We start from the raw sequence: 24,206 nt of genomic DNA, 5'->3' as shown, positions 1-24,206 counted from the left end.
AAACTCGGCCGTGTACTTCGGGGTTCGCTTCTTCGATTCCATAAGGGTCATCCTCTGAGAGTTTTACCCTCTCGGAAACCCGGGACGGTTCAGTTCAGCGTCGGTCTTCCCCGCATTGGCCACTATCGCAGTGTTATTTTCTCAAGCGCGTCCTTCTTCTGGGCCAGCGTGTAGCCCTCGCCAAAGTACCCGTCTGTCACGGTGTCGCGCTCATGCCCGACGATCTCTTGCACAAGCGATAACTCGACACCGGCTTGTCGCATCCGGGTAATGGCAGTGTGGCGCAGGCTGTGGAAGACAAGACCGTCTTCTTTCACGCCGATCTTGGTGAGGAAGGTGCCGAACCAGCGGCCCAGATTGCGGCCATAGCCTTACTTGGTGTTGTGCGTGAACGACATGAACAAGCGGGGTTGCTTGGCGCAACCCTCGACCCATTCGAGAAAGCCAAGCCGGATCAACTCCGAATGGACGGGCACCCGGCGTTTGGCGGCAGGCGATTTCAGGCTTTTCTTCTCGCCATCCGCGTTGATGTCGATATACCAGATACCGCCCTCTTTCCGCACATCAGACGGCAACAGTTGCGCGACTTCCCGCAAACGTGCCCCGGTGAACATCGCCAGAAGCGTTCCCCACTTGTGATCGTCTTTCTTGACCAGTCCAGAGCGGTTTTCCGTCAACTCGACATAAAGGCGTGAAAGCTGTTCCTTGCTGTACGCCTTGCGCTTCTCTGCGGCTTGCTTGGCCTTCGCAACCTTCATGCCGTCGAACAGCTTGTGCGGCGCGCGCCCGTGCCGTTCCGCCCGGTCCCAGAAGCGGCGGAACATGTCGATGTAACTGTTGACGGTTTTCACGCCCATCTTGGGCAAGCCGGGAACGGCGATGGCGTCCTGCAAACACAGGTCGCGGGTCGCGGGCTTGGTCTTGCGGTTGGCGGGCAGGGCTTGCACCAGCTTATTCATGTCAGCGGCGTCTTGGCGGCTGATCTGGTCCATCGGGCGGTCCGGTCCGAAATGCTCCACCAGAAGGCCAAGGTAGGCATCCGCCTTGTTCCGCATCTCTTGCGACCACTGCGGCCCATGCTCGGCTTTGAAATCCGCGATGGCCGCGCTCAGAGACGCTGAGCGGGCCTGTGACGGCTTCGGCGCGGTCTGGGCGTGTTCGGTGAAGGAATAGCCCTCAAGGCTCTCAGCGCGGCTCAGAAGCCCTCTGATCTGGTCCCGGCGGGCCTTGCGCATCTCGTGGCGCAGGGACGGGGCATTCTCGGCCCATTGCGCGTCCGTGAGGCCCGCTGAGGCCCGGAAGGCGTCCGGGGGTCAAGGAACATGTCCGACAGGTCTTCATGGCCCTCTGCGGCGTCCTCATGGGCAGCGAGTTCTTGGCGCAGGGCGTCAAGGGACCGATCCGGCAGGCCGGTATCGTTCAGCCGCTCCACATACCGATCCAGCGAAGCCGTGAAGTAGCTTCGCACCATGTCCCGCATCTCGTCTTGTCTAAGCCTTGCCAATGCCTTGTTATCCCGAATCAATCGCCCGCATGATGCAAGATGACGGGCAAGATCGCCAGCCCGATCTGGGCACTTCGTGCGAAGGGATATGCGAACGGTTCTGCGGCTTTGCCGGTCAGCGGAAGGCAAGGGCCAGCGGAAATAGAAGACCCCGTGACGCGACGGTGACAGATAGGCGGACAGTTTCATGGGCGTGGTGCTCCACTTTGTGTCGCACTTGCCTGCCCAACTCTTAAGTCACTGTCTTATAAGGAAATGGCGGAGAGACAGGGATTCGAACCCTGGAGACGGTTTCCCGCCTACACGCGTTCCAGGCGTGCGCCTTCGACCGCTCGGCCACCTCTCCGGCAGGACCTCTTTAACGCCGCGCCGCGCAGGATTTCAAGCGCATTCTGACCGCGCAGCGCGCTTTCCTCAGGTCTCGAGATGGACGTAGACGCGCCGGTTCTGGCGCCCCTTCTTTTCCACCTTCCCCAGTCTCAGCAAACCGATTTCGCCTGTCCGGGCCACGTGCGTGCCGCCGCAGGGCTGCAGATCGACCTGATCGTCGCCGTCGCCGATGCGGACCAGCCGCACCTGTCCCGCCCCCGTTGGCGGGGCGACCGACATTGTCTTCACGAGGCCGGGATTGGCTGCCAGTTCCGCGTCGGTGATCCACGTTTCGGACACCGGCAGGTCGCGGTCCACCAGCGCGTTCAGCGACGCCTCCAGCACCGGCTTTTCCTCCGGCAATTCCGGCATGTCGAAATCCAGCCGTCCCTTCTGGGCGGCGATGGCCCCGCCGGTGACCGGCAGGGGCAGCACCACCGACAGGAGGTGGAGCGCGGTGTGGATGCGCATGTGCCCGTGACGCCGCGACCAATCGAGATATTGCGTCACCCGCGTGCCCGCGGGCGGCAGGGGCCGGGCCGCCGCCGGGACAAGCGCGATGCGCCCCTCGCCCGCGGCGATGGTGGTGGCCACGTCGATCTCGCCGCCCGGCCAGGCGAGACGTCCGCTGTCGCCCGGTTGCCCGCCGCCGTTGGGATAGAAGATCGTCCGGTGGAGGATCACGCCACCCTCGGCCGTGTGGCCGGTCACCTCCGCCTCGGCCTCCTGCCTGTACGGGTCCTCGCGATAGAGCATCTCGGTCATCGGTCGCCTCCGCCGTCTCCGCCGACCTCGCCGGCATCCGGGTCGATATCGCGCGCCTTCACCGACGCCGTGGCGACGGGGCTGTTTTCCGGGTCGGCCTGCGATGGGGCGCCGAACGCCTCGGGGTTGCGGATCCAGATGTCGCGCTGCGCAAACGGCACCTCGATCCCCTCTTCGGCAAAGCGGCGGGCGACTTCGTGGTTCATGTCGGATTTCACGTTCAACACCCAGTTCACGTCCCGCAGGATCGCCCTGATCTCGAAATCCATCGAGCTGGCCCCGAATCCCATGAACACGACGTAGGGCCGCGGGTTCGCCAGCACCATCGGGTGCGCCTCGGCGATCTGCTGCAATACGCGCTCCACCTTGCGCGTATCCGATCCGTAGGCCACCCCGACCGGGACGATGACGCGGCCCACCGTGTTGCCGCGGGTGTAGTTGGTGACCGTGCCACTCACGAAGTCGGCATTGGGCACGATGACATCCGTGCGGTCGAACGTCTCGATCCGGGTCGAGCGCACGCTGATGCTGCGCACGTAGCCATGCTGGCCGCCGACCTCGATCCAGTCGCCTTCGGAAATCGGCCGTTCGATCAGCAGGATGATACCCGAGACGAAGTTGGAAACGATGTTCTGCAAACCGAAACCGATACCGACCGACAGTGCCCCGGCCACGATGGCCAGTGAACTCAGGTCGATGCCGGCGCTGGTGATCGCGATGAGCGCGGAAAGCAGGATACCCACGTAGCCGACCCCGGCGACGATCGCGTTGCGCCCGCCGGTATCCATCCGCGTCTTGGGCAGGACCGAGTTCTTCAGGGCGCCCTGCATCAGGCGCGTCGCCACGTAGCCCAGCACGAAAACGATCGCGAAGGTCAGAAAGATGCTTGGCGATATGCGGGTCTCGCCAATGCTCACCCCGTCATTGAAACGGGTCCACATCTCGCTCAGGTCCGCGACGCGCGCCCCCCAGATCAGCGCGAGGATCGGCAGCGACACGACCGTGAGGATGAACCCGGCCAGTACCGGCAGCAACGACTCGACCGCACCGTGTTCGTTCCGGGTCACCAGCACGTATATTTCCGTCACCAGACGCTGCAGGACCATCACCGACGCCACGATCAGCAACGACTTCAGTGTCGGGAACATCAGGAATTCGGCGAGCGTAAAATAGCCGATGGCCGCGAGTAGCGGCGCCACGACGGCAACCGCCCCTAGGATCAGCGCCATGACGCGGGCCACGCGACAACGGAACGTCTCTTCGTCCACGTCGCGCGCGAGCGCGGCGCTGTGCTGCCGCAGCAGCCGGGACAGGCGCAACAGCAAGACGCCCGCGAAGACCACGAAGCCGAACAGGATCACGTTGCTCGCGCCGTCTTCCCAACCGGCGAGCTCGGAGACCGACTTGACGTAGAAATACCCGGCGGCCACGAGGCCCAGCGTCGCGCCGCTCCAGCGGCCGGCGTAGCGCTCGCCCGCGTCAAGGCAGAGCGGCAGCGACCGCGCCTCCTTGGCCGGGAAAATGCGCGTGGACAACCACCGTGCCAGCAGGAACCCGAATGCCGGCGCGACCAGCGCCGAGAGCATCTGGTCGCCGCGCAGCCCGACAAGCTGGGACGCGTATATCGCCTCGGTCAGCGCCACGACACCGAGAAACGGCAGCAGGAGACTGCCCAGTGAGAGCCCGAACCCGGCAAGCCAGCGCCCCGCGCCCGGGTGATCCGCCAGCACCCTGTTGGTCAGGCGCCGCGACCAGATCCGACCTCGCAAGACCAACAGTATCCCGATCGCCAGCAGGATCAGGACGGCCGGCAGGTTCTCCTTGAATTTCGTCGTCTGGCTCGGGTTGGCCAGTGCCCTGGCAACCTCGTCGCGCACGGTCAGCAGCGTGTGGCGCAGCGTGCCGAGCGCTTCTTTCCAGTGAACGGGGTTCGTCGGGGACGGGCCGAATTGGAGCAGTTCCCTTGCTTGCCGGTCGCGGATGATCTCGTCGATGCCCTTGATCAGCCCCTCGGCGCGCCGGTGGGCCAGTTCGGCGGTTTTCACCGGTGCGCGGAGATCGGCAAGCCGGCGTTGCAGGTCGGTGCGCTGCGCCGCGATCTCGACGCTTTCCTCGCCGTTTTCCGGGACGGGGCCGAGCGCCTCGAGCTGCCCTTTCACCGTCTCGATGGCGCTGCTGTTCGCGTTGCGCGCCGTGTCGAACCGCTTGCGCCACGTCACGAGTTCCTCGCGCAGCGATTCCAGCGCCACGGTCGAGGCCCGGCCGGCCTCCACCGCGTTTTCAGCGCGCGTCGCCGTGCTTTCCCATGCCTCGTAGTCGATCTCTTCCGTAGCATCCTGCGCCATCGCGGCACCGGGCAGCCACGCGCCCGGCGCCCCGACCGGCCCCGCGACAAGAACCCAGGCGGCCAGCAGCAGCGCCAGAAGGCGTGACACCCGTGTCATTCGACGAACACGCCCGGGATCGACCGTGGCGCGCCGCTCAGCCAGCCCGGTGCCGGCAAGCCCTTCTCGGCGAGGAAGTCGGGATTGAAGATCTTGGATTGATACCGCGTGCCGTAATCACAGAGCACCGTGACGATCGTGTGTCCGGGCCCCATTTCGCGCGCAAGGCGCATGGCGCCCGCCACGTTCACGCCCGACGACCCGCCCATGACGAGCCCTTCCTCGGACAACAAGTCATAGACCACCGGCAGCGCCTCGGCGTCGGGGACACGCCACGCGAAATCCGGCGTGAACCCTTCGAGGTTGGCGGTAATCCTGCCCTGACCGATACCTTCGGTGATCGAACTGCCGGGGTTCTCCTCGCCCGTGTAAATCTTGTAGAGGCCCGCGCCCTCGGGGTCGGCCAGCCCCATCTTCACGCCCTTGTCCTGCAACACGCGGCCCACGCCGGCCAGTGTCCCGCCGGAGCCGACCGCGCAGATGAATCCGTCCACCTTGCCGCCGGTCTGTTCCCATATCTCGGGGCCCGTCATCTCCTCGTGCGCCAAACGGTTGGCCACGTTGTCGAACTGGTTGGCCCATATCGCGCCGTGCGGCTCGGCCTTTGCCAGTTCCTCGGCCAGCCGCCCGGAATAGCGGACGTAATTGTTCGGATTGCTGTAGGGGGCGGCGGGCACCTGCACCAGTTCGGCCCCGGCAATGCGCAGCATGTCCTTCTTTTCCTCGCTCTGCGTCTCGGGGATGACGATGACCGTCCTGAACCCCATCGACGCGCCCACGAGCGCCAGCCCGATGCCGGTATTGCCGGCCGTGCCCTCGACGATCGTGCCGCCGGGCTCCAGCGCCCCCCGCGCCACCGCGTCGCGGATGATGTAGAGCGCGGCGCGATCCTTGACCGACTGCCCGGGATTGAGAAACTCGCATTTGCCCAGTATCTCGCATCCCGTTTCCTCGCTGGCCCGGCGCAACCGGATCAGGGGGGTGTTGCCGACGGCCGCGGCAAGGTCCTTGGCGATGTGCATGTCCGTGCTCCTTCGGCGATGTTTCGCACCCACGTTTAGGGGCTGTCCCCCGTGAACTCAAGCGGCCGCGCGCAGCCTCGGCCGTTCTCTTTGCAGCCAGAGCAGCAGCAGGATCAGGGGCCCGTTATCCGCCTCGCCGGTTTCGATCAGGCCCACGGCATCGGTGAAGGGAAGCACGTGGGTTCGGATGTCCTCGTGCTCGCTGTCCAGCCCGCCCCGGCCATGCCCGCGATCCGCCAGATCGCACAGGCCGACGTAACAATGGAAATACTCGGTCGAACATCCCGGCGAACAATAATGCCCGCCGACATGCTCCAGACGTTTCAGCGGCACGCCCGCCTCCTCGGCGGTTTCCCGGCGGGCGCAGGCCTCGGGCGTTTCGCCGCCATCGACCCGCCCGGCGACCGGCTCCAGCATCCATGGCAGGGGATCCCCCCGGCCGAACGGCCCCATCCGGAACTGCTCGACCAGCAGCACCCTGTCGCGCGCCGCGTCGTAGGGCAGCACGATGGCCGCGTCCGTCGCCACGAAGACCTCGCGCCGGACCTCCGCGCTCAGGTCGCCACCGAAACGCGGGTGCCGTAACCGGTGTTCGCGCGTGAGGAAAAAGCCCGCATGCGGCGTGGCGCGGCCGATTTCCTGCACCCTGTCGGCGGACATGTCGCTGCGCAGCGCGGCGGGCGCCCCGCGGGCGGCGCAGAGCCGCGACTGCGCCCGCGACAGGATCATCGGCAGCCGGTCGTGGATATCATCCGCCGCGTGCGCGCCGCGATACCCCAGTATCTCCTGCGCCGCCTCGACGACGAGGGCACCGTGCGCCGCCTGCCAGTCGCAGGTCGCCCATTGTGCCGCCCCGGCACTCTCCGACGCGCCGCCCCCGAATACCAGTGCCGGCTGCATCGCACCGTCGGCAATCACGTCGCCGTCCGCCGGGCAACTGCCAAGGACACGGGCGAAGAAACCGATCCTGTCCACGACCTCGGGCGACGGCAGTGATAGCACCCGGCCCGCCACCGACGCGCCATCTCGGCCCCGGATCACGGGCCAGACCGCGCCGTGCGGCAGTACCACCTCGTGCCCCGTCAGGACGGCCCCTGTGGATCGGGCCAGCACGTCATCGATGCCGGTCAGCAGGTCGATCAACGGCGGCCAGAGCAACGGGCCGTGCAGGAAAACACGCGTCATCGCGTCATGACCACCGCCGCGCCGCGAATTCCGTGACGACCCCGATCACCACGGCCCCGCCGACCAGCACCGCGATCAGCGGCCCGTTCAGAAGGTAGGCGGCGAAATCCACCCCGATCTCGAAAATTGCGATCAACGCCTCCACCGGCCCGTCATAGCGTTTTTCCAGCGCGTGCTTGAGCATCCTGTTGAAGCTTTGCAGGAAGAGCGCCCAGAAAACCAGCGCGCCCAGCCCGGTCAGCCCGGCCCCGGCGGCATCGGCGTACCCGTTGCCGGCGCGCGATCCCAGCACGAACCAGCCGCACAGCACGCCCAGCCCGAGGTTGACCTCGTTGAACCAGCCGAAATCGGTGGCCGGCGGCATCAGGGGGCGGAACATCTCCGACCCGACCCATGCCAATGCCGCCAGCAGGATCGCGGCGACAAGTCTGGCGGCCGTGGGCATCCGGTCGGTGACGGGCATCGGTCAGGCGGGCCTCGCGACGGTGATCTGGGTCACGTCGCAGTTTCCCCCCTGGAACGCCCCGGCACAAGAGGTGAGATAGAAATTCCACATCCGGCGGAACCTGTCGTCGAAGCCGAGGCCGGCCACCTCGTCCCACTTGGCGTTGAAAGTCTCGTGCCATCGCCGCAGGGTCTGGCTGTAGCTCTCCCCGAACTCGACCGAGCGGCGCACCTGCAGACCGGCCCGTTCGACCTCGGCGCGCAGGACCGACGGGCTGGGCAGCATGCCGCCGGGAAAGATGTATTTCTGTATGAAATCGACCCCCTTGCGGTAGGCTTCGAACCGCTTGTCCTCGACCGTGATCACCTGAAGCGTCGCCTGCGCACCGGGTTTCAGGCGCTCGCGCAGGGTGTCGAAATAGACGGGCCAGTATTTCTCGCCCACCGCCTCGAACATCTCGATACTGGCAATGCCATCGTAACGGCCCCGCTCGTCGCGGTAATCGCGCAGCTGCAAATCAACGCTGTCGGACAGCCCGGCCCGCGCGATGCGCGCCCGCGCGTAGTCAAGCTGTTCGCGGCTGATCGTCAGCCCGGTAACCCTGAGCCCGCGTTCGCCGGCGGCGTATTCCGCGAAACCGCCCCAGCCGCAGCCGATTTCGAGCACGTGATCGCCGGGATGCACGCCCATCTGGTCGACCATGCTGGCGTATTTCGCCGTCTGCGCCTTTTCGAGGCTTTCCTGCCCGGTTTCGAACAGCGCGCTGGAATAGGTCATCGTCTCGTCCAGCCAAAGACGGTAGAAATCGTTGCCCAGATCGTAGTGATAGCTGATGTTCTTCTTGGCCTGCCGCTTGCTGTTGCCCCTGAGCCTGTGGCGCACCCGCTCGAAGGCGCGCACCAGCCCCATGCCGGGAAACCCGTCATAGATGTCCCAGTTGTCGGCATGAACGAAATCCATCAGCGCCTGCAGGTCGGGCGTGCTCCACCATCCTTCGAGGTAGGCATCCGAGAAGCCGAGATCGCCCTCGCGGACCAGCCGCGCGAAACTGTCGGGGTTGTGTATCGTCAGTTCCGCGACGGGGCCGGGATTGTGTCCCTCGGCCCTGAAACGGCGCCCGTCCGGCATGACGATATCGACCCGCCCGTTGTTGATTTTCCGGACCATTTCAAAAACCTGCGGAAAATAGCGCGGCAGCTCTTTCTGGCCTGTCGTGTCGGTCAGGATCATCCACGTCTCCCTTGTCAGTCCCCAAAAGCTATGGCGGTTTGCCGCGCGGGGGCAAGCCACTTTTCCCCGGTTTCAGCCCTTGTGCGTCTCGTAGGCCGCAAGCGCGCGTTCCCGCCCCTCCTTGAGCCCGATCACCGGCTCGGGGTACGGCGCGCCGGGCGCCAGGCCCCAACTGCGCGGGACCGCCTCGAAATAGGCAAGCGCGGTATCCGGCGGGCCGGATTGCCCCTCGGCGATCCAGCGGCGCCGATAGGTGCCGTCGGGGTCGAACTTCTCCGCCTGCGTGGCGGGGTTGAAGATGCGGAAATAGGGCGTCGCGTCGGGCCCGCTGCCCGCGACCCATTGCCAGCCCATCGCGTTGCTGGCCGGGTCCCAGTCCGTCAGGCAGTCCTCGAACCACCGCATGCCGATCATCCAGTGCGTCAGAAGATGCTTCGTCAGGTAGCTGCCCACGATCATGCGCGCACGGTTGTGCATCTTGCCCGTGACATACATCTCGCGCATGGCCGCATCGACGAAGGGCACGCCGGTGCGCCCCTGCTTCCACGCGCGCACATCGGCCCCGTCCTCCGAGTCGTGCCATGGGAAGCTCTGCCATTCCTCGCGCCAGCTTTGGCGTGCGATGTGCGGCGTGTGGTACATCAGGTGGTACGCGAATTCGCGCCATGCGAGCTCTTTCAGCCACGCCTCGGCCCCGGCGGCGCCGTCATGAAGGGCGCGCAGCCCCGCGTGCCAGCACTGCCGCGGTGAAATCTCGCCATAGGTCAGGTTCTCCGACAGGCCCGACGTGCCGGCTTGCGCGGGCAGGTTGCGGTCGTCGTCATAGGCCGCGATCGCCGTTTCGGTGAACCGCGCCAGCCGGTCCTGCGCGGCATCCTCGCCGACGGCCTGATACGGCAGGCAGACACGCGTGCCCCGGTTCATCGCCCGGCCCATCTGCCACGCGTCCAGCCGGTCGCTCGCGGGCCAGTCCGCCGGCGCCGGCAGGCGCCCCGGCGCGGCCTCGGGCGCGGGAACGTCCCTGTCCTTCACCGCGCGCCACATGGGCGAATAGACCTTGTAAAACCCGCCCGTCTTGGTCGTGACGGTCCACGGCTCAAACAGGACATGGCCGGCATGGCTGCAGGCCTCTGTCCCGTCATCCCTCAGCCCGGCCTTCACGGCCTTGTCGCGCGCGATCGACGCCGGGTCATAGAGGCGCGACCAGTGAACGGCGCCCGCCCCCGTTTCGCGGACGAGGTCGCGCAACACCTGCAGCGCATCGCCCCGGCGCAGGATCAGGCGGCTGCCCTTTTCCTCGATCCGCCGGGCCAGCGCGGCAATCGACAGGCCGAGGCGCCATTTCGGCGCGGCCCCGAGCGCCTCGACGGTGTCGTCATGGATGAAGACGGGGATCACGGGCCCCTCCTCCGCACAGGCGGCGGCCAATGTGGGGTGGTCGACCAGGCGCAGATCGCGCCGCAGCCAGACGATCGTCGGTCGTGTGTCGCTCATGCCCTGCCCCGGTTTCTTGTCATGGCTTGAGGTACGCCGGGTCAGCGCCGCCGGATCACAAAACCCGGTCCAGCGCGTCGATCAGCCGGTCCACTTCGGCGCGCGTCGTGTAATGCACGAAGCTCAGGCGCAAGACACCCTTCTCAAGATCGATTCCCATGGATTGTAGCGGTCGCGCCCCGTAGAAATCACCGCCCCCGGCCATGATCCCCTCCCCGGCAAGCCGCCGGGCGGCCTCGAAACCGGACCCCGGCAGTTCGACAGCCACGGTGGGCGCCTTCCCCGACACCTCGGACGGCCCGATCAGGCGGATGGCATTGCGCGCGGCTAAACTGTCAAGAACAGGCTGCAGGAGCGACGTTTCATGCGCGCGCATCAGGTCGTGCACGCCGGCCGTCCGCGCGGCCGCGTCCCCCTCGATGCCGTGATGCGCGGCAAGCGCGTCGTAATAATCCGCCATTCCCGCGCAAGCGGCCACCTGCGCATGGTCGGGCCCCGCCGGGGTGAACCGCTTGTAAAGCGCATCGGCATTGAACCAGTGCCCCTGATTGGGCAGCAGCTCGCCCAGCTCGCGGCGGATCACCATGATGCCCTGATGCGGCCCGTAGGTCTTGTAGGCCGAGAACAGGTAGATGTCCGGCCCCATATCGCCCACGTTGACGACCCCGTGGGGCGCGTAGCTGACCCCGTCAACGCAGACGAACGCCCCCGCGGCATGGGCCAGCGCCGTGATCTCGACCACCGGGTTGACCGCCCCCACGATGTTCGAACAATGCGGAAAGCACACGAGCCGCACCTTGTCGTCCAGCAGCGCCTCGAGGTCATCCGTGCACAGCGCGCCCGTGGCCCGGTCGATCCGCCATTCGCGCACCTCGATGCCCTCGTCGGCCAGACGGCGCCACGGGCCCGAATTGGCCTCGTGATCCTGGTCGGTCACGATGATCGCGTCCCCCGGCGACATCCATTGCCGGAAGGCCTGCGCCAGAACATAGGTGTTCTGCGTGGTCGACGGGCCGAAACTCACCTCGTCGGGCGCGACGCTCAGCATCGCGGCAAGCCGCGTGCGTGCTTCGTCCATTTCCTCGCCGGCCAGTCGGCTCGCCTCGTAGGGGCCGTAGGGCTGCACCTTGCGCTGGCGGTAATACCGCTCCAGCCGGTCGATGACCTGCCGGCAAGTATAGGAGCCGCCCGCGTTCTCGAAGAATGCCTGCCCGGCCAGCGACGGTTCGCTGAATGCCGGGAACTGCGCCCGCGCGAAATCGGTATCCAGACCGCTCTGCATCCGCTGTCTCCCTGTGAATCCGGCGCCACAAAACAGCAAAGCCCCCCGCGGTGCAAGCATCGCGGGGGGCCGATTTCAGGTGTCGCCGGGAAAGGCGGTCAGCGCTTCTCGTTCGCGAGACCCCGCCAGATAGCGTAGCACATCACCAGCAGGACCAACGTGAACGGCAAGCCGGTCGAGATGACCGCCGCCTGCAGCGAGGCAAGACCGCCGCCGATCAGCAGCACGATGGCCACGGCGCCCTCGAAGACACACCAGAACACACGCTGCGACACCGGCGCGTCGACCTTGCCGCCGGCCGTGATCGTGTCGATCACGAGGCTGCCCGAGTCCGAGGAGGTGACGAAGAACACGATCACCAGCACGATCCCGATGATCGACGTGATCATCGCCAATGGCAGTTCCTGCAGCATGTAGAAAAGCTTGAGCTCCAGCGTGGCATCCTTGGCGGCTGTGTAGCCGTCATTGACGACCTGGCTGATCGCCGTCCCGCCGAAGACCGTCATCCACAGGATGCAAACCGTGGTCGGGATCAGCAGGACGCAAATGATGAATTCACGCACTGTCCGGCCGCGGCTGACACGCGCGATGAACATGCCCACGAAGGGTGACCAGCTGATCCACCATGCCCAGTAGAACGAGGTCCAGCCTTGGCTGAAGTTCACGTCCTCACGCCCGACCGGGTTGGACAGCACGAAGATGTTCTGAAGATACGCCCAGATGCTGTCGAAGAAGAGCGTCAGCAGGAAGATCGGCCCGCCGACAAGGAACACGAAGACCAGCAGCAACGCCGCAAGGCCCATGTTGATCTCCGACAGGACCTTGACGCCGCCGTCCAGACCGCGAATGACCGAGACCAGCGCCACGGCGGTGATCGCCGAGATCAGGATGACCAGCAACAGCGGGTTGTTCGCGACGCCGGTATCATCGTTGTTGCCGTAGGTGATGCCCATGAAGGCACGGGTGCCCTCGGCCGCGTCCCCGGTACCGAACAGGAAGGTCAGGCCCGAGGCCGTCTGCTCCGCCCCGAACCCGAGCGAGGTCGCCAGCCCGAACAGCGTCGCGAAGACCGCCAGCGTGTCGATGATATGGCCGGTCCAGCCCCAAACGGAATCCCCGAAAAGCGGATAAAACGCCGAACGCAGGGTCAGCGGCAGGCCCTTGTTGTAGGAAAACAGCGCCAGCGCCAGTGCCACGACGGCGTAGATCGCCCAGGGGTGCAGCCCCCAGTGGAAGATCGTGGCGGCCATGCCCAGCCGCTGCGCCGCGGCCTCGTCACCACCGGCCGCGCCCGCGGGGGCCCAGTCGGTGCGCACGCCGTTCTCGCCGACCGAGGTCCCCCCCAGCGAGGTCGAGAAGTGGCTCATCGGCTCGGACACCCCGAAAAACAGCAGCCCGATACCCATGCCGGCGGCGAACAGCATCGCGAACCAGCCCAGATACCCGTAATCCGGCCGCGCATCCGTTCCGCCGAGCCGGACAGAGCCGTAGGGCGTCACGATGAGCAGGAGGCAGAAGATCACGAAGATGTTCGCCGCGCCGAGGAAGAAGAAATCGAACGTGCTGATCACGTAGCTCTTCATCGACTCGAAAACTGTCGCTGCCTGATCCGGCAACGCCAAAGAGTAGAAGACGAAGGCCACGACGGCCAGCCCGGAAATCAGGAAAACCGGGTTGTGAATGTCCAGCCCGAACGGCCCGACCTTCGCCTGTATGTTGTCCTGACCGATCCTGTAATCGGTCTCGATGATATCCGCGTGCCCTTCCGGCGTCGGGATACCCTGAATGTCTGTTTCATCGGCCATGTACGGCCCCCCTGTTCGCTTCTGTTACGCTTCCCCGCACGGGCCCTAGCCACGCACCACCAGCACCGAAACCTTCGCGTGCTCGGCGAGCTTTCCGCCATTGGACGGCCAGATGTAGTCAAGCACGTTGGGCATGTGGCTCTGCATCACCACGAGGTCCGCACCAATGTCGCCGATCGTCTTGAGCAAGGCATCATCGACATCCGTCGCGGGGTCGTGACACACGACCGTGTCGGCGGTGGTCTTGATGCCATGCTTCTCGGCCTGATCGGCCGCAAACGCCGAGAGTTTCTCGCCGTATTCCTTCGGGTTGTGGCCCAGTGAACTGGGTGTCGATGCTGTCACACCCACATAAACGACTTCGGCGCCGTAATGCCGGGCCAGGTCGGCCGAACATTGCAGCGCCTTGTCCAGATCGCCCTTATGCACCAGATCAACTGGTGTCATGATCTTTTTGAACACGTCACTCCCTCCTGATTGTGCGCAACCGCGTTGGATGGCCGGTATCATGCACGAACGGCATGGTGCGCACGTTTGATTACAGGGGGACATCGAAAAGCCACTGTCACCCCCGTGGGTTATTAAGCTAACGCGATTCGATAGCAGGCCACAAACAATTGCGCCGCCTCATCATGAAAAACCGACATCGATTCCCCTCGCCCGTCATTCACAGGAAAATGCGTAAGACATTACAAAGAGTTAGAAGTGAATCAGCCACGATTTGCGTGATTCGTCGGGGATCGGCCCTGGGCAGAAACCACGAAAGCGCCCGCCACGGGGGGCGGGCGCGTTCATGTCCGCGTCAAGAGACGCATCACCGACGGGGCAGTCCCGCCCGGGCGCTCAGCGCCCGAGCGCCCACCAGCCCCGGCGCTTGGCCTTTTTCGGCTCGGCTTCCGCCTCGGCCTGTTCCGGGGCGGTGTCTTGGGGGGGCTCGCCCTCGCCGGCGGCCTTTCCCGCTGCCGGTTCGGCCCCGGCCGGAACCGGTGCGGGCCGGTCGGCCGCCGCGTCCGATTGCGCCGGCTCGGACGATGCCGGCTCGGCCTCGGCCTCTGCGGCGGGGCCGGTCGTCGCTTGCCCGCCCTCGGAAGGCGCGTCGGCCTCGTCGGCCTTGACAGCATCCGTGCCGGTCTCGGCATCCGCCTCGGGCGTTTTCTTCTTGCGGGTGACGCGCCGCGCGGGCTTCTTGGCAGGTTTCGCCCCCGTCTCGTTTTCGGCCGCCTCTTTCCCGTCTTCCGCGGGCGCGGCGGGTACCGACGGCTCTGCCGTATCGGTCGCTGTTTCCGCGTCGGCCGCCGCGGCGGGTTTCTTGCGCGGTTTCCGGGTGCGTTTCTTCTTGGGCTTTTCCTCGGCCTGTTCCGCCGGCGCCTCGGCATCAGCCGCGCCGGCAGACTTGTCGTCGGTGCCCGCGTCCTCAGCCGCCGGGGCGCCCGCGCCCTCGGATGCGGCCTCGGTTTCGGCGGGGGATGCCCCGGGATCTGCCACGCCCGTGTCGGCTTGCTCCGACCCGCCCTCGGCCATCTGCTCCGCGCTGTTTTCCGACGCCTTGGACCGCCGCCGGCGCCGCCGGCGCCGTTTCTTGGGCTTGGTGTCGTCCTGCGTCGGCTCGGCCTCGGGGGGCTCGGCGGCTTCGGCGGTCGGGGCTTCCTCGGTATCGACGTCGTTCATCAGTGAACTGTCCACCGAAACCACCGGCGCGGCGACCTCGGGAACGTTGCGCGTCGCGGTCTTGAACTTCTCGAGCACGAAATCGGGGCTGACCAGTGCCGGATCGCCCTCGATGCGCACCGAGAGGCCATAGCGCGCCTCGATCTGGGCGACATGCTCGCGCTTCTGGTTGATCAGGAAATTCGCGATGCCGACCGGGCACTTGACCAGCACCTCGCGGCAGCGGCGTCGCACGCCCTCTTCCTCGATCTGGCGCAGGATGCTCAGCGCAAGGTTGTCGTCGGACCGGATGAGCCCCGTGCCGTGACAGGCCGGGCATGGCTGGGTCGTCGCCTCGATCATACCGGGCCGCAGCCGCTGGCGGCTCATCTCCATCAGGCCGAAACCGCTGATGCGCCCCACCTGGATGCGCGCGCGATCGGTCTTGAGCCGCTCCTTCATCCGTTTCTCGACGGCGGCGTTGTTCTTGCGCTCGTCCATGTCGATGAAGTCGATGACGATCAGCCCTGCAAGATCGCGCAGGCGTAGCTGGCGCGATATCTCGTCAGCGGCCTCGAGGTTGGTCTTGAGCGCGGTTTCCTCGATCGAGCCTTCCTTGGTCGCCCGGCCCGAGTTGACGTCGATGGCGACGAGCGCCTCTGTCACGCCGATCACGATATATCCGCCGGATTTCAGTTGCACCGTCGGGTTGAACATCGAACTGAGATAGCTTTCCACCTGGTAGCGGGCGAAAAGCGGCATCGCGTCCTGGTAATGCTTCACGTTCTTGGCATGGGACGGCATGATCATCTTCATGAAGTCCTTGGCGATGCGGTAGCCCCGCTCGCCTTCCACCAGGACCTCGTCGATCTCGCGGTTGTAGAGGTCACGGATCGACCGCTTGATCAGGTCGCCTTCCTCGTAGATCTTGGCCGGCGCGATGGATTTCAGCGTCAGTTCACGGATCTGCTCCCAAAGCCGCTGGAGGTATTCGTAATCACGCTTGATCTCGGCCTTGGTGCGCTTGGCGCCGGCCGTGCGGATGATCAGCCCCGCCCCTTGCGGCACGTCTATTTCGGCGGCCGTGTCCTTGAGCTTCTTGCGGTCGGCCGCGTTGGTGATCTTGCGGCTGATCCCGCCGCCCCGGGCCGTGTTCGGCATGAGCACGCAGTACCGGCCGGCAAGGCTGAGATAGGTGGTCAGCGCCGCGCCCTTGTTGCCGCGTTCTTCCTTCACAACCTGCACAAGCAGGATTTGGCGCACCTTGATCACTTCCTGGATCTTGTACCGGCGCGGGCGGGGTTTGCGCGGCGGGCGGATGTCCTCGCTGTCGTCGTCGTCCGCGACGGATTCGATGCTGGCATCCTTGGCCGCCGCGTCCGACTTGGCCTCCGCCTCCCGGCTTGCGCCGTCGCCGCCGTTCCCGGCGGCGGGCGCCTTCGCGGCATCGGCGGGCGCCTTGCCACCCTCGGGCGCGTCGGCATCGTCCACCGGCTCGGCAACCGGCGTCTCCTTGACAGTTTGCATGGGCGACATGCCCTCGGGCGTCGGGGCCACCTCCCCGGTGCCGGTGTCGGTGTCGGGCTCGAGGTCGATGGTCTCCATCCCCGAGATCTCGCCCGAATTCTCGCCGCTGTCGTTGTCCGAGGTGACGGTCGCGTTTTCCGACGCCGTCTTCTCCGCCTTGGCCGCCTTGCGCGACCGTGACGCGCGCTTGGGCTTGGGCTTTTCCTCTTCCTCGTCGCGCGCCCTCATCGCCTCGGCATAGGCGCGCTCCTCTTCCAGCAGCGCCTCGCGGTCGGCGACCGGGATCTGGTAATAGTCCGGATGAATTTCCGAAAAGGCGAGGAAGCCGTGCCGGTTGCCACCGTAATCCACGAAGGCCGCCTGGAGCGACGGCTCGACGCGCGTGACCTTGGCTAGGTAGATGTTGCCGGCAAGCTGACGCTTGTTTTCCGACTCGAAGTCGAATTCCTCAACCTTGTTTCCGTCCACCACCACCACGCGGGTCTCTTCCGCGTGGGTGGCGTCAATGAGCATTTTCTTGGCCATGTTTTCCGTATGCACCACGGCGAACGCGCCGGCAGCCCCGGAGGGGCGGCGCATTGCGGGGGGTGTCTTGTAAGGGCGATCTCGGACGCGTGGACGGGCAAGCCGCCGGCGGCCCCTGCCCTGATATGATCCTGTCTCACGCGCTTCATCGCGGTTCTTCTTCTCCGGTGCCGTCGCGGCACCCGCTCTGGGCCTGCACGGCCTGAAAGCCGGTCTGCAGGCATGGTATCGGTCCCGTCTCGCGAAGACCCAATCGGTCTGTTCAGAAGTGTTGGAATTTTCCTACAAGTATCTGAAACAGCGAATCTCTGTGTGGCAGCGTGTGGACACGCTTTGCCCTAGTCCTACACTAAGCGTTTCGGGGCGGAAATTACAATGGGCAAAATTCGCCCCGCGCGGGCGCGCTCAGGCCATGTAATCCGATCGCTGCAACCCGTATTTCGCCATCTTCTCGTTGAGCGTGCGGCGCGGCAGGCAGAGTTCCTCCATCACCGATGCGATGGATCCCTTGTGGCGCCGCATCGTGTTGTCGATCAGCATCCTTTCGAACGCCTCGACATATTCTTTCAGCGGCTTGCCCTCGGTCGTCATGACCGATTGCATTTCCTGATGGTCCGACATCAGCAACGACGCGATCGTGCCCGAGCCGCGCCGCGTCTGCAGCACCGCGCGCTCGGCAAGGTTGAAAAGCTGCCGCACGTTGCCGGGCCACGGCGCCTGCATCAGTTGCGCGGCCTCCTGTGCCGAGACCTGTGGCGCATCGCAGCCGTAATCGTCGGCGAACTGATCGGCGAAATGCGTGAACAACTGCAGGATGTCCTCCCCCCGCTGGCGCAGCGGCGGCACCGTGATGCGCAACGAGCCGAGCCTGTAGAACAGGTCCGAGCGCAACGCGTCCTCGCAGGTCCTGTCGCGTTCCTGCATGTTCGAGATCGCCACGATCCGGGTCTCGGGCGGCGTGCCCTCCTCGTTGATGGTGGTCAGAAGACGCGCCTGCACCGCGTCGCTCAGCGTTTCCACGTCCTCCAGCACCAGCGTGCCGCCACGCGCCTCCTCGATGGCGGGCAGCTGGCTGTCCTCCGGGCTCATGGGGCCGAACAGCCGCTTGATCAGCGCCTCCTCTTCGTGGGCCGCGCAGGACACCAGCACGAACTTGCGCCCGGCCCGCGCCCCCACCGCGTGCAGCGCGTGCGCCACCAGCGTCTTGCCGGTGCCGGTCTCGCCCTCGATCAGGACATGCCCGTCGGCCTGCCCGAGATCGAGGATATCCTCCTTGAGCCGCTCCATCGCCGGGCTGGCCCCGATCAGTTTCTTCATCAATTGCCCGCCATCGGACAATTCCCGGCGCAACGCCCGGCTGTCCAGCGTCATGCGCCGCGCGGTCGTGGCCTTCTTGGCCAGTTCGTTCATGCGTTCCGGGTTGAAGGGCTTCTCGAGGAAATCGTAGGCGCCGACGCGCATCGCCTCCACCGCCATCGGCACGTCGCCGTGGCCCGTGATCATGATGACCGGCAGGCCCGAGTCCGAGCCCATCAGCTTCTTGAGGAACTGCATCCCGTCCATGCCGGGCATCTTGATGTCGGTCACCACGATCCCGGGATAGTCGGGGCCGAGAACCTTCAGCGCCTCCTCGGCGCTCGGGAAGGCCTCGGTATCGTAGCCCGAAAGCGCCAGCCACTGGCTGATGGATTGGCGCATGTCCTTTTCATCGTCGATGATGGCGATCTTCATCGCGGTTGGCATCTTGATCACTCCGCTGCACGCGTTTCTTCGGGGTAGATAGGTAGCTGCATCTCGAATACAGCCCCTCCCCCGGCCACATTGCGCGCCGTCAGGCGCCCGCCGAGGTCGTTGACGATCCCCGAGGAGATGGCAAGCCCCAATCCCACGCCGTCGCCCGGCTGCTTGGTGGTGTAGAAGGGTTCGAACAGGCTGTCGAAATCGTCGATCCCGTGTCCATTGTCGCGCACCGACAGCGTCACCGTTTCGCCCGCCGCGAGGATGATGTCGATTGCCGGGACCTCCGCGGCCTCGGTGGCGTCCATCGCGTTGCGCAGCAGGTTGATCATCACCTGCTCGATCCGCACCCGGTCGCCCATGACCAGCACGGGTTCCGTCGGCAGGGTCCGGGTGATCTTGATCTGCCGCTGCCGCAGTTGCGGCTCCATCATGGCAAGCGCGGAATTGAGCGCATCGCCCATGTTCACCGGCGAGAACGCCTCGTCGCCCTGCCGCGCATAGGACTTCAGTTGCCGGGTGATCGTGCCCATCCGCTCGATCAGGTCGTCGATCCGCTGGAACGAGGCCAGCGCCTCGTCGGGGCGGTTGCGGCCCAGCAGAAGGCGCGCGCCGGCGAGGTAGGTTTTCATGGCGGCCAGCGGCTGGTTCAGTTCGTGGCTTACGGCGGCCGACATCTCGCCCAGCGCGGCCAGCTTGGAGCTTTGCGCCAGCGTCTGTTCGGCCACGGCGAGGTTCTCCTGCACCCGTTCGCGCTCGGCGATTTCCCGCTGCAGGCGCGCGTTCAATGCGCGAAGCTCTGCCGATTCCCGCTGGAACAGCGCCATGCGGACCGCCGTCTTGCGGTTGAGCAGGTAGAACGCCAGCGCGAGCAGAATCGCGAAGACCATGATTTCCAGCGCCAGCACCCCGTTCACCTTGTCGCGCACGCTGGCATAGGTGGTGAAGCTGGCGATCCGCCAGCCGCGAAAGGCGACACGCCCCTCGACGCGCATCACGGCCTCGCCCTGCACGTAGGCATCCGCCGGCAGGGCCGTCCAGTCGGCGGTGGCCTGTATGGCGCGCTGGATCGCGCTGGCGGCCGGTTCCCGCGCCAGCGCGGCGGGTTCGGTCAGGCCGCGCCAGCGCGGCTCGGTGGCAAGGATGATCGTGCCCTCGCTGTCGGTCACCAGAACGGCATCGGAAATGCCCGCCCATGCCCGCTCGTACTTGCCCAGATCGACCTCGACAACGATCACGCCGACAACCTGGTTCTGACGTTCGATCCGGCGGGAATAATAGAAACGGTACTGCCCGGTATCCTGCGGCAGGACCTTGAAAACAGTGTCCCGCGACCGCAACGCATCCACGAAGTACGGCGCTTGCCGCAGCGACTCGCCCAGGTGGCTGCGCTCGGTCGAGGCGACGGTGCGCCCGTCCTTGTCCAGCAGGAAAAGCGAGGCCGCGCCGATCTCGTCGAGGAAGGAAATGAGCCGCTGTGTCGATTGCGCGTGATCGCCTGTATCCAGCGCCGTGATCAGCGCCGGGTCCCGGGCCAGCAATTGCGGCACGATGGAATTCTGCCGCAATTCGCTCAGCAGGTTACCGCCGTACAGCACCAGCCGCAGCTCGGCCCGGTTGCGCGTGGTCTCGGTGAAGCGGTCGGTCAGCAGCCGGTGCGTGACGATCACGACGCTCACCGCCAGCACAACGAGCAGCACCAGCACCAGCCGGGCGCGCCAGCTCAGGGTGCGGGTACGGGCCGCGGCCGATGGGATCTGCAGGGTGTTCATTGCCACAGGCTACGCCGCCCGCGCACCGGCCTGCAAGGGGTCAGGCCGCGGCGACCTGCCCGACCAGGCTGTCGAACAGCGCCGTGCCATACGTGCCGCCCTGCGCGGGATCGGCCATCCGTTCGGGATGGGGCATCATGCCCAGCACCCGCCGGTTCTGCGACAGGATACCGGCGATGTCGCGCGCCGATCCGTTGGGGTTGTCGTCATAGGTGAACGCGACCCGGTCCTCGCCCTCCAGCCGGTCCAGCGTCGCCGCGTCGGCGTGATAGTTGCCGTCGTGATGCGCGATCGGGATGGTGATCCGCTGCCCGCGCGCGTAACCGGTCGTATAGGCGCTGTCATCGGTGCGCACTGTCAGGTCCACGGGCTTGCAGATGTATTTCAGCCGGGCGTTGCGCAGCAGGATCCCGGGCAGCAACCCGGTTTCCGTCAGAACCTGGAACCCGTTGCATATGCCAAGCACGAAGCCGCCGCGCTCGGCATGGGCCACGACCGACCGGCAGATCGGCGAGTTCGCGGCGATAGCCCCGCAGCGCAAGTAGTCGCCAAAGGAAAACCCGCCGGGAAGCCCGATCAGGTCCACCCCCGCCGGCATCTCGGTATCCTTGTGCCAGACCATCGACACGCGGGCCCCGGCGCGTTCGAGCGCCACGGCAAGATCACGGTCGCAGTTCGAGCCGGGAAACACGACGACGGCGGCATGCATCAGACGATCTCCACGCTGTAGGTCTCGATCACGGTGTTCGCGAGCAGCTTCTCGCACATCTGCGTCACCGCCTCGCGGGCCTTCTCCGCATCGGTCTCGGCCAGCTCGAGTTCGACAACCTTGCCCTGCCGGACGCTCTCGACCCCGTCGAAGCCCAGCTGGCCCAGCGCGTGGCGCACGGCCTCGCCCTGCGGGTCCAGAACCCCGTTCCTGAGCATGACATGCACACGTGCCTTCATATCCATCTCCGCTTGATCCGTCCCGCGGGCATGACGCGCCGCGCTTCCTGCTGCATGTGCCGGCGCCCCGCGGCCCCCGCGCGCCGCCTCAATTGATGAGATGCGGCTTGTTCATCGGCGTGGACGCCTTGGGCATCACCCCGAGTCGGCGCGCCACTTCGGAATAGGCGTCAGTCAGGCTGCCAAGGTCACGCCGGAAAACGTCCTTGTCCAGCTTTTGCCCCGTCTTGATATCCCACAGCCGGCAGCTGTCGGGGCTGATCTCGTCGGCCACGATGAGGCGCTGGAAATCACCGTCATAGACCCGGCCTATCTCGATCTTGAAATCGACAAGGCGGATGCCCACGCCGTACATCACGCCCGACATGAAATCGTTCACCCGCAGCGCAAGGCTGAGGATGTCGTCCATGTCCTGCTGGCTGGCCCAGCCGAAGGCGGCGATATGTTCCTCGGTGACCAGCGGGTCGCCCAGCTTGTCATCCTTCAGGCAGTATTCAACGATGGGCCGCGGCAGTTGCGTGCCCTCGTCGATGCCCAGCCGCTGCGACATGGACCCGGCGGCGTAGTTGCGCACGATCACCTCCAGCGGCACGATCTCGCAGGCGCGCACCAGCTGTTCGCGCATGTTGATCCGGCGCAGGAAATGGGTCGGCACGCCGACATTGTTGAGCCCGGTCATGAAATATTCCGAGAGCATGTTGTTGAGCACGCCCTTGCCCTCGATCACGTCGCTCTTTTCGGCGTTGAAGGCGGTGGCGTCGTCCTTGAAGTACTGAACCACCGTGCCCGGCTCCGGCCCCTCGTACAGGGTTTTCGCCTTGCCGTCGTAGATTTTCTTGCGCCGCGCCATGGACACTCCATCGAATGGCCCGGGGCCGAGTCCCCGGGGCCGCAGCGCTGTCATAGTGCATGGGCGGCATTGTCGCAAGATGGCGCGGGGGCTTGCCCTCGCGGCGCCGGAGTTGCATACCGGGGCCAATCGAAACGCCTGTTCAGGGGAAAGGCCGATGACCACCTTCGACGACCGCGAGAACGCATTCGAAAACAAGTACGCCCATGACGCGGAAATGAACTTCCGCGCCGAGGCGCGCCGCAACAAGCTGCTGGGGCTCTGGGCCGCGGAACTGCTGGGCAAGACGGGCGAAGACGCCGAGACATACGCCAAGGAGGTCGTGCTGTCGGATTTCGAGGAAGCCGGGCACGAGGACGTGGTGCGCAAGGTCGCGGGCGATCTGGGCGATCTGGCCGATGCCGACACGATCCGCGGCAAGATGGCCGAGCTGCTCAAGGTGGCCAAGGGGCAGATCGCCGGCGAGAACTGACGCGCCCGACACCCGGTACCGGCCGACGTCGCGCCCGATGTTCCGGACGCGGCGGCAGTGCCATTGGCACGCCGGCCCTGCCGCGGCCCCGAAATTTGTCGCGCCGCCACTGGCACATTCCGGCGGCCGGCACGATATGACGCACGGGGCACGCATGCACGGCCCCGCAACGGGACGGGATCATGCCATGACGAACGCACTTTCCAGACTTCTCGAAACCCGCGACTGGCTGCTTGCCGACGGCGCCACGGGAACCAACCTGTTCAACATGGGGCTGCAATCGGGCGACGCGCCCGAATTGTGGAACGTGGACCACCCCGACCGCGTGGAGAAGCTCTACCGCATGTCGGTGGACGCCGGCAGCGACCTGTTCCTGACCAATTCGTTCGGTGGCAACGCCGCCCGGCTCAAGCTGCACGACGCCCAGAAACGGGCGCGCGAGCTGTCGCGCGTCTCCGCCGAGATCGGGCGCGAGGTCGCCGACCGGCAGGACCGCCCCGTCGTGGTCGCCGGCTCTGTCGGCCCCACGGGCGAGATCATGGCGCCGATGGGCGCGCTGACGCACGAACTCGCCGTCGAGATCTTCCACGAACAGGCCGAGGGGCTCAAGGAGGGCGGCGCCGACGTGCTGTGGCTCGAAACCATCTCGGCCGAGGGCGAATACCGCGCCGCCGCCGAGGCGTTCGGCCTTGCCGGCATGCCGTGGTGCGGCACCATGAGCTTCGACACCGCCGGGCGCACCATGATGGGCCTCACCTCCGCCGACATGGTCACCATGGTCGAAAAGCTCGATACCCCGCCGCTGGCCTTCGGCGCGAATTGCGGCGTCGGGGCGTCGGACCTGCTGCGGACCGTGCTGGGCTTCGTGGCGCAGGGCACCGAACGCCCGGTTATCGCCAAGGGCAATGCCGGCATCCCGAAATACGTGGACGGGCACATACACTATGACGGCACGCCCGACCTGATGGCCGAATACGCCGTGCTGGCCCGCGACGCGGGCGCCACGATCATCGGCGGCTGCTGCGGCACGATGCCCACCCATCTCGAGAAAATGCACGAGGCGCTCAGCACCCGCCCGCGCGGCGACAGGCCGACGCTGGAAGAGATCACCGCGAAACTCGGTGCCTTCTCGTCGGCGGCCGACGGCACCGGCGACGAGGCGGCGGCGCCGGCCCGGCGCGGC

General features: G+C 66.0%; 20 protein-coding genes and 1 tRNA gene. 2 read left to right on the top strand and 19 right to left on the bottom strand.

The genetic code is table 11. The annotated features are described in order from the left end of the window. Positions 1 to 122: 122 nt before the first annotated feature. The 19 genes from ACH107_RS15805 to purC form a co-directional block, all read right to left on the bottom strand. Positions 123 to 317, bottom strand: coding sequence for a tyrosine-type recombinase/integrase (locus tag ACH107_RS15805; protein ID WP_412506650.1), 195 nt, complete (start codon positions 315 to 317; stop codon positions 123 to 125). Positions 318 to 371: 54 nt separating this feature from the next. Further along, positions 372 to 1,235 carry a hypothetical protein gene (locus tag ACH107_RS15800; protein WP_412506649.1) on the bottom strand — a complete coding sequence of 288 codons (864 nt, stop codon included), beginning with the start codon at positions 1,233 to 1,235 and terminating at the stop codon, positions 372 to 374. Between the two features lie 525 nt (positions 1,236 to 1,760). Continuing rightward, positions 1,761 to 1,850, bottom strand: a tRNA-Ser gene (locus ACH107_RS15795). Positions 1,851 to 1,918: 68 nt separating this feature from the next. After that, a complete protein-coding gene (locus ACH107_RS15790) occupies positions 1,919 to 2,638 on the bottom strand; it encodes an alanyl-tRNA editing protein (protein WP_412506648.1) in 720 nt (239 codons plus the stop codon). Further along, positions 2,635 to 5,082 (bottom strand): DUF3772 domain-containing protein, encoded by a 2,448-nt coding sequence (locus ACH107_RS15785; protein WP_412506647.1) that lies wholly within the window; start codon positions 5,080 to 5,082, stop codon positions 2,635 to 2,637. Before ACH107_RS15785 ends, ACH107_RS15790 begins: the two co-directional genes overlap by 4 nt. Then, on the bottom strand, positions 5,079 to 6,104 hold the full coding sequence (locus ACH107_RS15780) for a cysteine synthase A (RefSeq protein ID WP_412506646.1): 1,026 nt from the start codon (positions 6,102 to 6,104) through the stop codon (positions 5,079 to 5,081). Before ACH107_RS15780 ends, ACH107_RS15785 begins: the two co-directional genes overlap by 4 nt. Positions 6,105 to 6,161: 57 nt before the next feature. After that, positions 6,162 to 7,289 (bottom strand): NUDIX domain-containing protein, encoded by a 1,128-nt coding sequence (locus ACH107_RS15775; protein WP_412506645.1) that lies wholly within the window; start codon positions 7,287 to 7,289, stop codon positions 6,162 to 6,164. Between the two features lie 4 nt (positions 7,290 to 7,293). Beyond that, the gene (locus ACH107_RS15770; protein WP_412506644.1) at positions 7,294 to 7,752 is read right to left on the bottom strand and encodes a TrgA family protein; all 459 of its coding nucleotides are present in this window, start codon (positions 7,750 to 7,752) and stop codon (positions 7,294 to 7,296) included. A gap of 3 nt (positions 7,753 to 7,755) precedes the next feature. Then, a complete protein-coding gene (locus tag ACH107_RS15765; RefSeq protein ID WP_412506643.1) occupies positions 7,756 to 8,964 on the bottom strand; it encodes a class I SAM-dependent methyltransferase in 1,209 nt (402 codons plus the stop codon). Positions 8,965 to 9,036: 72 nt separating this feature from the next. Beyond that, on the bottom strand, positions 9,037 to 10,458 hold the full coding sequence (locus ACH107_RS15760; protein ID WP_412506642.1) for a cryptochrome/photolyase family protein: 1,422 nt from the start codon (positions 10,456 to 10,458) through the stop codon (positions 9,037 to 9,039). Positions 10,459 to 10,513: 55 nt separating this feature from the next. After that, a complete protein-coding gene (locus ACH107_RS15755; RefSeq protein ID WP_412506641.1) occupies positions 10,514 to 11,740 on the bottom strand; it encodes an aminotransferase class V-fold PLP-dependent enzyme in 1,227 nt (408 codons plus the stop codon). A 98-nt stretch (positions 11,741 to 11,838) separates the two neighbouring features. Beyond that, a complete protein-coding gene (locus ACH107_RS15750) occupies positions 11,839 to 13,545 on the bottom strand; it encodes a BCCT family transporter (protein WP_412506640.1) in 1,707 nt (568 codons plus the stop codon). Positions 13,546 to 13,590: 45 nt separating this feature from the next. Then, positions 13,591 to 14,007 (bottom strand): universal stress protein, encoded by a 417-nt coding sequence (locus ACH107_RS15745; RefSeq protein ID WP_412506639.1) that lies wholly within the window; start codon positions 14,005 to 14,007, stop codon positions 13,591 to 13,593. A gap of 381 nt (positions 14,008 to 14,388) precedes the next feature. Next, positions 14,389 to 17,244 (bottom strand): ribonuclease E/G, encoded by a 2,856-nt coding sequence (locus ACH107_RS15740; protein ID WP_412506651.1) that lies wholly within the window; start codon positions 17,242 to 17,244, stop codon positions 14,389 to 14,391. A 405-nt stretch (positions 17,245 to 17,649) separates the two neighbouring features. Further along, complete coding sequence (locus tag ACH107_RS15735) at positions 17,650 to 18,987, bottom strand: sigma-54-dependent transcriptional regulator (RefSeq protein WP_412506638.1); 1,338 nt, start codon at positions 18,985 to 18,987, stop codon at positions 17,650 to 17,652. Positions 18,988 to 18,992: 5 nt separating this feature from the next. Then, a complete protein-coding gene (locus tag ACH107_RS15730; protein WP_412506637.1) occupies positions 18,993 to 20,753 on the bottom strand; it encodes an ATP-binding protein in 1,761 nt (586 codons plus the stop codon). Positions 20,754 to 20,793: 40 nt separating this feature from the next. Next, positions 20,794 to 21,462 (bottom strand): phosphoribosylformylglycinamidine synthase subunit PurQ, encoded by a 669-nt coding sequence (purQ, locus tag ACH107_RS15725; protein ID WP_412506636.1) that lies wholly within the window; start codon positions 21,460 to 21,462, stop codon positions 20,794 to 20,796. Further along, on the bottom strand, positions 21,462 to 21,701 hold the full coding sequence (gene purS / locus ACH107_RS15720; RefSeq protein WP_412506635.1) for a phosphoribosylformylglycinamidine synthase subunit PurS: 240 nt from the start codon (positions 21,699 to 21,701) through the stop codon (positions 21,462 to 21,464). Before purS ends, purQ begins: the two co-directional genes overlap by 1 nt. Before the next feature lie 88 nt (positions 21,702 to 21,789). Beyond that, on the bottom strand, positions 21,790 to 22,551 hold the full coding sequence (gene purC, locus ACH107_RS15715; RefSeq protein ID WP_412506634.1) for a phosphoribosylaminoimidazolesuccinocarboxamide synthase: 762 nt from the start codon (positions 22,549 to 22,551) through the stop codon (positions 21,790 to 21,792). Between the two features lie 157 nt (positions 22,552 to 22,708). Between purC and ACH107_RS15710 the strand changes: the two genes are divergently transcribed. Beyond that, on the top strand, positions 22,709 to 23,023 hold the full coding sequence (locus ACH107_RS15710) for a DUF1476 domain-containing protein (RefSeq protein WP_412506633.1): 315 nt from the start codon (positions 22,709 to 22,711) through the stop codon (positions 23,021 to 23,023). Between the two features lie 187 nt (positions 23,024 to 23,210). Continuing rightward, the coding region (gene bmt / locus ACH107_RS15705) for a betaine--homocysteine S-methyltransferase (RefSeq protein WP_412506632.1) at positions 23,211 to 24,206 on the top strand (996 nt) is incomplete at its 3' end.

The sequence above is a fragment of the Roseovarius halophilus (ex Wu et al. 2025) genome (assembly GCF_047086965.1).
Note: the sequence above shows the minus strand (reverse complement) of the source record. Positions and strands in the feature narration are given on the sequence as shown.

Excerpts from the sequence above, each read along its gene's own strand:
- ACH107_RS15800 (WP_412506649.1), bottom strand. The coding sequence starts at position 1,235 with ATGCGCAAGGCCCGCCGGGACCAGATCAGAGGGCTTCTGAGCCGCGCT.
- ACH107_RS15790 (WP_412506648.1), bottom strand. The coding sequence starts at position 2,638 with ATGACCGAGATGCTCTATCGCGAGGACCCGTACAGGCAGGAGGCCGAG.
- ACH107_RS15785 (WP_412506647.1), bottom strand. The coding sequence starts at position 5,082 with ATGACACGGGTGTCACGCCTTCTGGCGCTGCTGCTGGCCGCCTGGGTT.
- ACH107_RS15780 (WP_412506646.1), bottom strand. The coding sequence starts at position 6,104 with ATGCACATCGCCAAGGACCTTGCCGCGGCCGTCGGCAACACCCCCCTG.
- ACH107_RS15775 (WP_412506645.1), bottom strand. The coding sequence starts at position 7,289 with ATGACGCGTGTTTTCCTGCACGGCCCGTTGCTCTGGCCGCCGTTGATC.
- ACH107_RS15770 (WP_412506644.1), bottom strand. The coding sequence starts at position 7,752 with ATGCCCGTCACCGACCGGATGCCCACGGCCGCCAGACTTGTCGCCGCG.
- ACH107_RS15765 (WP_412506643.1), bottom strand. The coding sequence starts at position 8,964 with ATGATCCTGACCGACACGACAGGCCAGAAAGAGCTGCCGCGCTATTTT.
- ACH107_RS15760 (WP_412506642.1), bottom strand. The coding sequence starts at position 10,458 with ATGAGCGACACACGACCGACGATCGTCTGGCTGCGGCGCGATCTGCGC.
- ACH107_RS15755 (WP_412506641.1), bottom strand. The coding sequence starts at position 11,740 with ATGCAGAGCGGTCTGGATACCGATTTCGCGCGGGCGCAGTTCCCGGCA.
- ACH107_RS15750 (WP_412506640.1), bottom strand. The coding sequence starts at position 13,545 with ATGGCCGATGAAACAGACATTCAGGGTATCCCGACGCCGGAAGGGCAC.
- ACH107_RS15740 (WP_412506651.1), bottom strand. The coding sequence starts at position 17,244 with ATGGCCAAGAAAATGCTCATTGACGCCACCCACGCGGAAGAGACCCGC.
- ACH107_RS15735 (WP_412506638.1), bottom strand. The coding sequence starts at position 18,987 with ATGCCAACCGCGATGAAGATCGCCATCATCGACGATGAAAAGGACATG.
- ACH107_RS15730 (WP_412506637.1), bottom strand. The coding sequence starts at position 20,753 with ATGAACACCCTGCAGATCCCATCGGCCGCGGCCCGTACCCGCACCCTG.
- purQ (WP_412506636.1), bottom strand. The coding sequence starts at position 21,462 with ATGCATGCCGCCGTCGTCGTGTTTCCCGGCTCGAACTGCGACCGTGAT.
- purS (WP_412506635.1), bottom strand. The coding sequence starts at position 21,701 with ATGAAGGCACGTGTGCATGTCATGCTCAGGAACGGGGTTCTGGACCCG.
- purC (WP_412506634.1), bottom strand. The coding sequence starts at position 22,551 with ATGGCGCGGCGCAAGAAAATCTACGACGGCAAGGCGAAAACCCTGTAC.
- ACH107_RS15710 (WP_412506633.1), top strand. The coding sequence starts at position 22,709 with ATGACCACCTTCGACGACCGCGAGAACGCATTCGAAAACAAGTACGCC.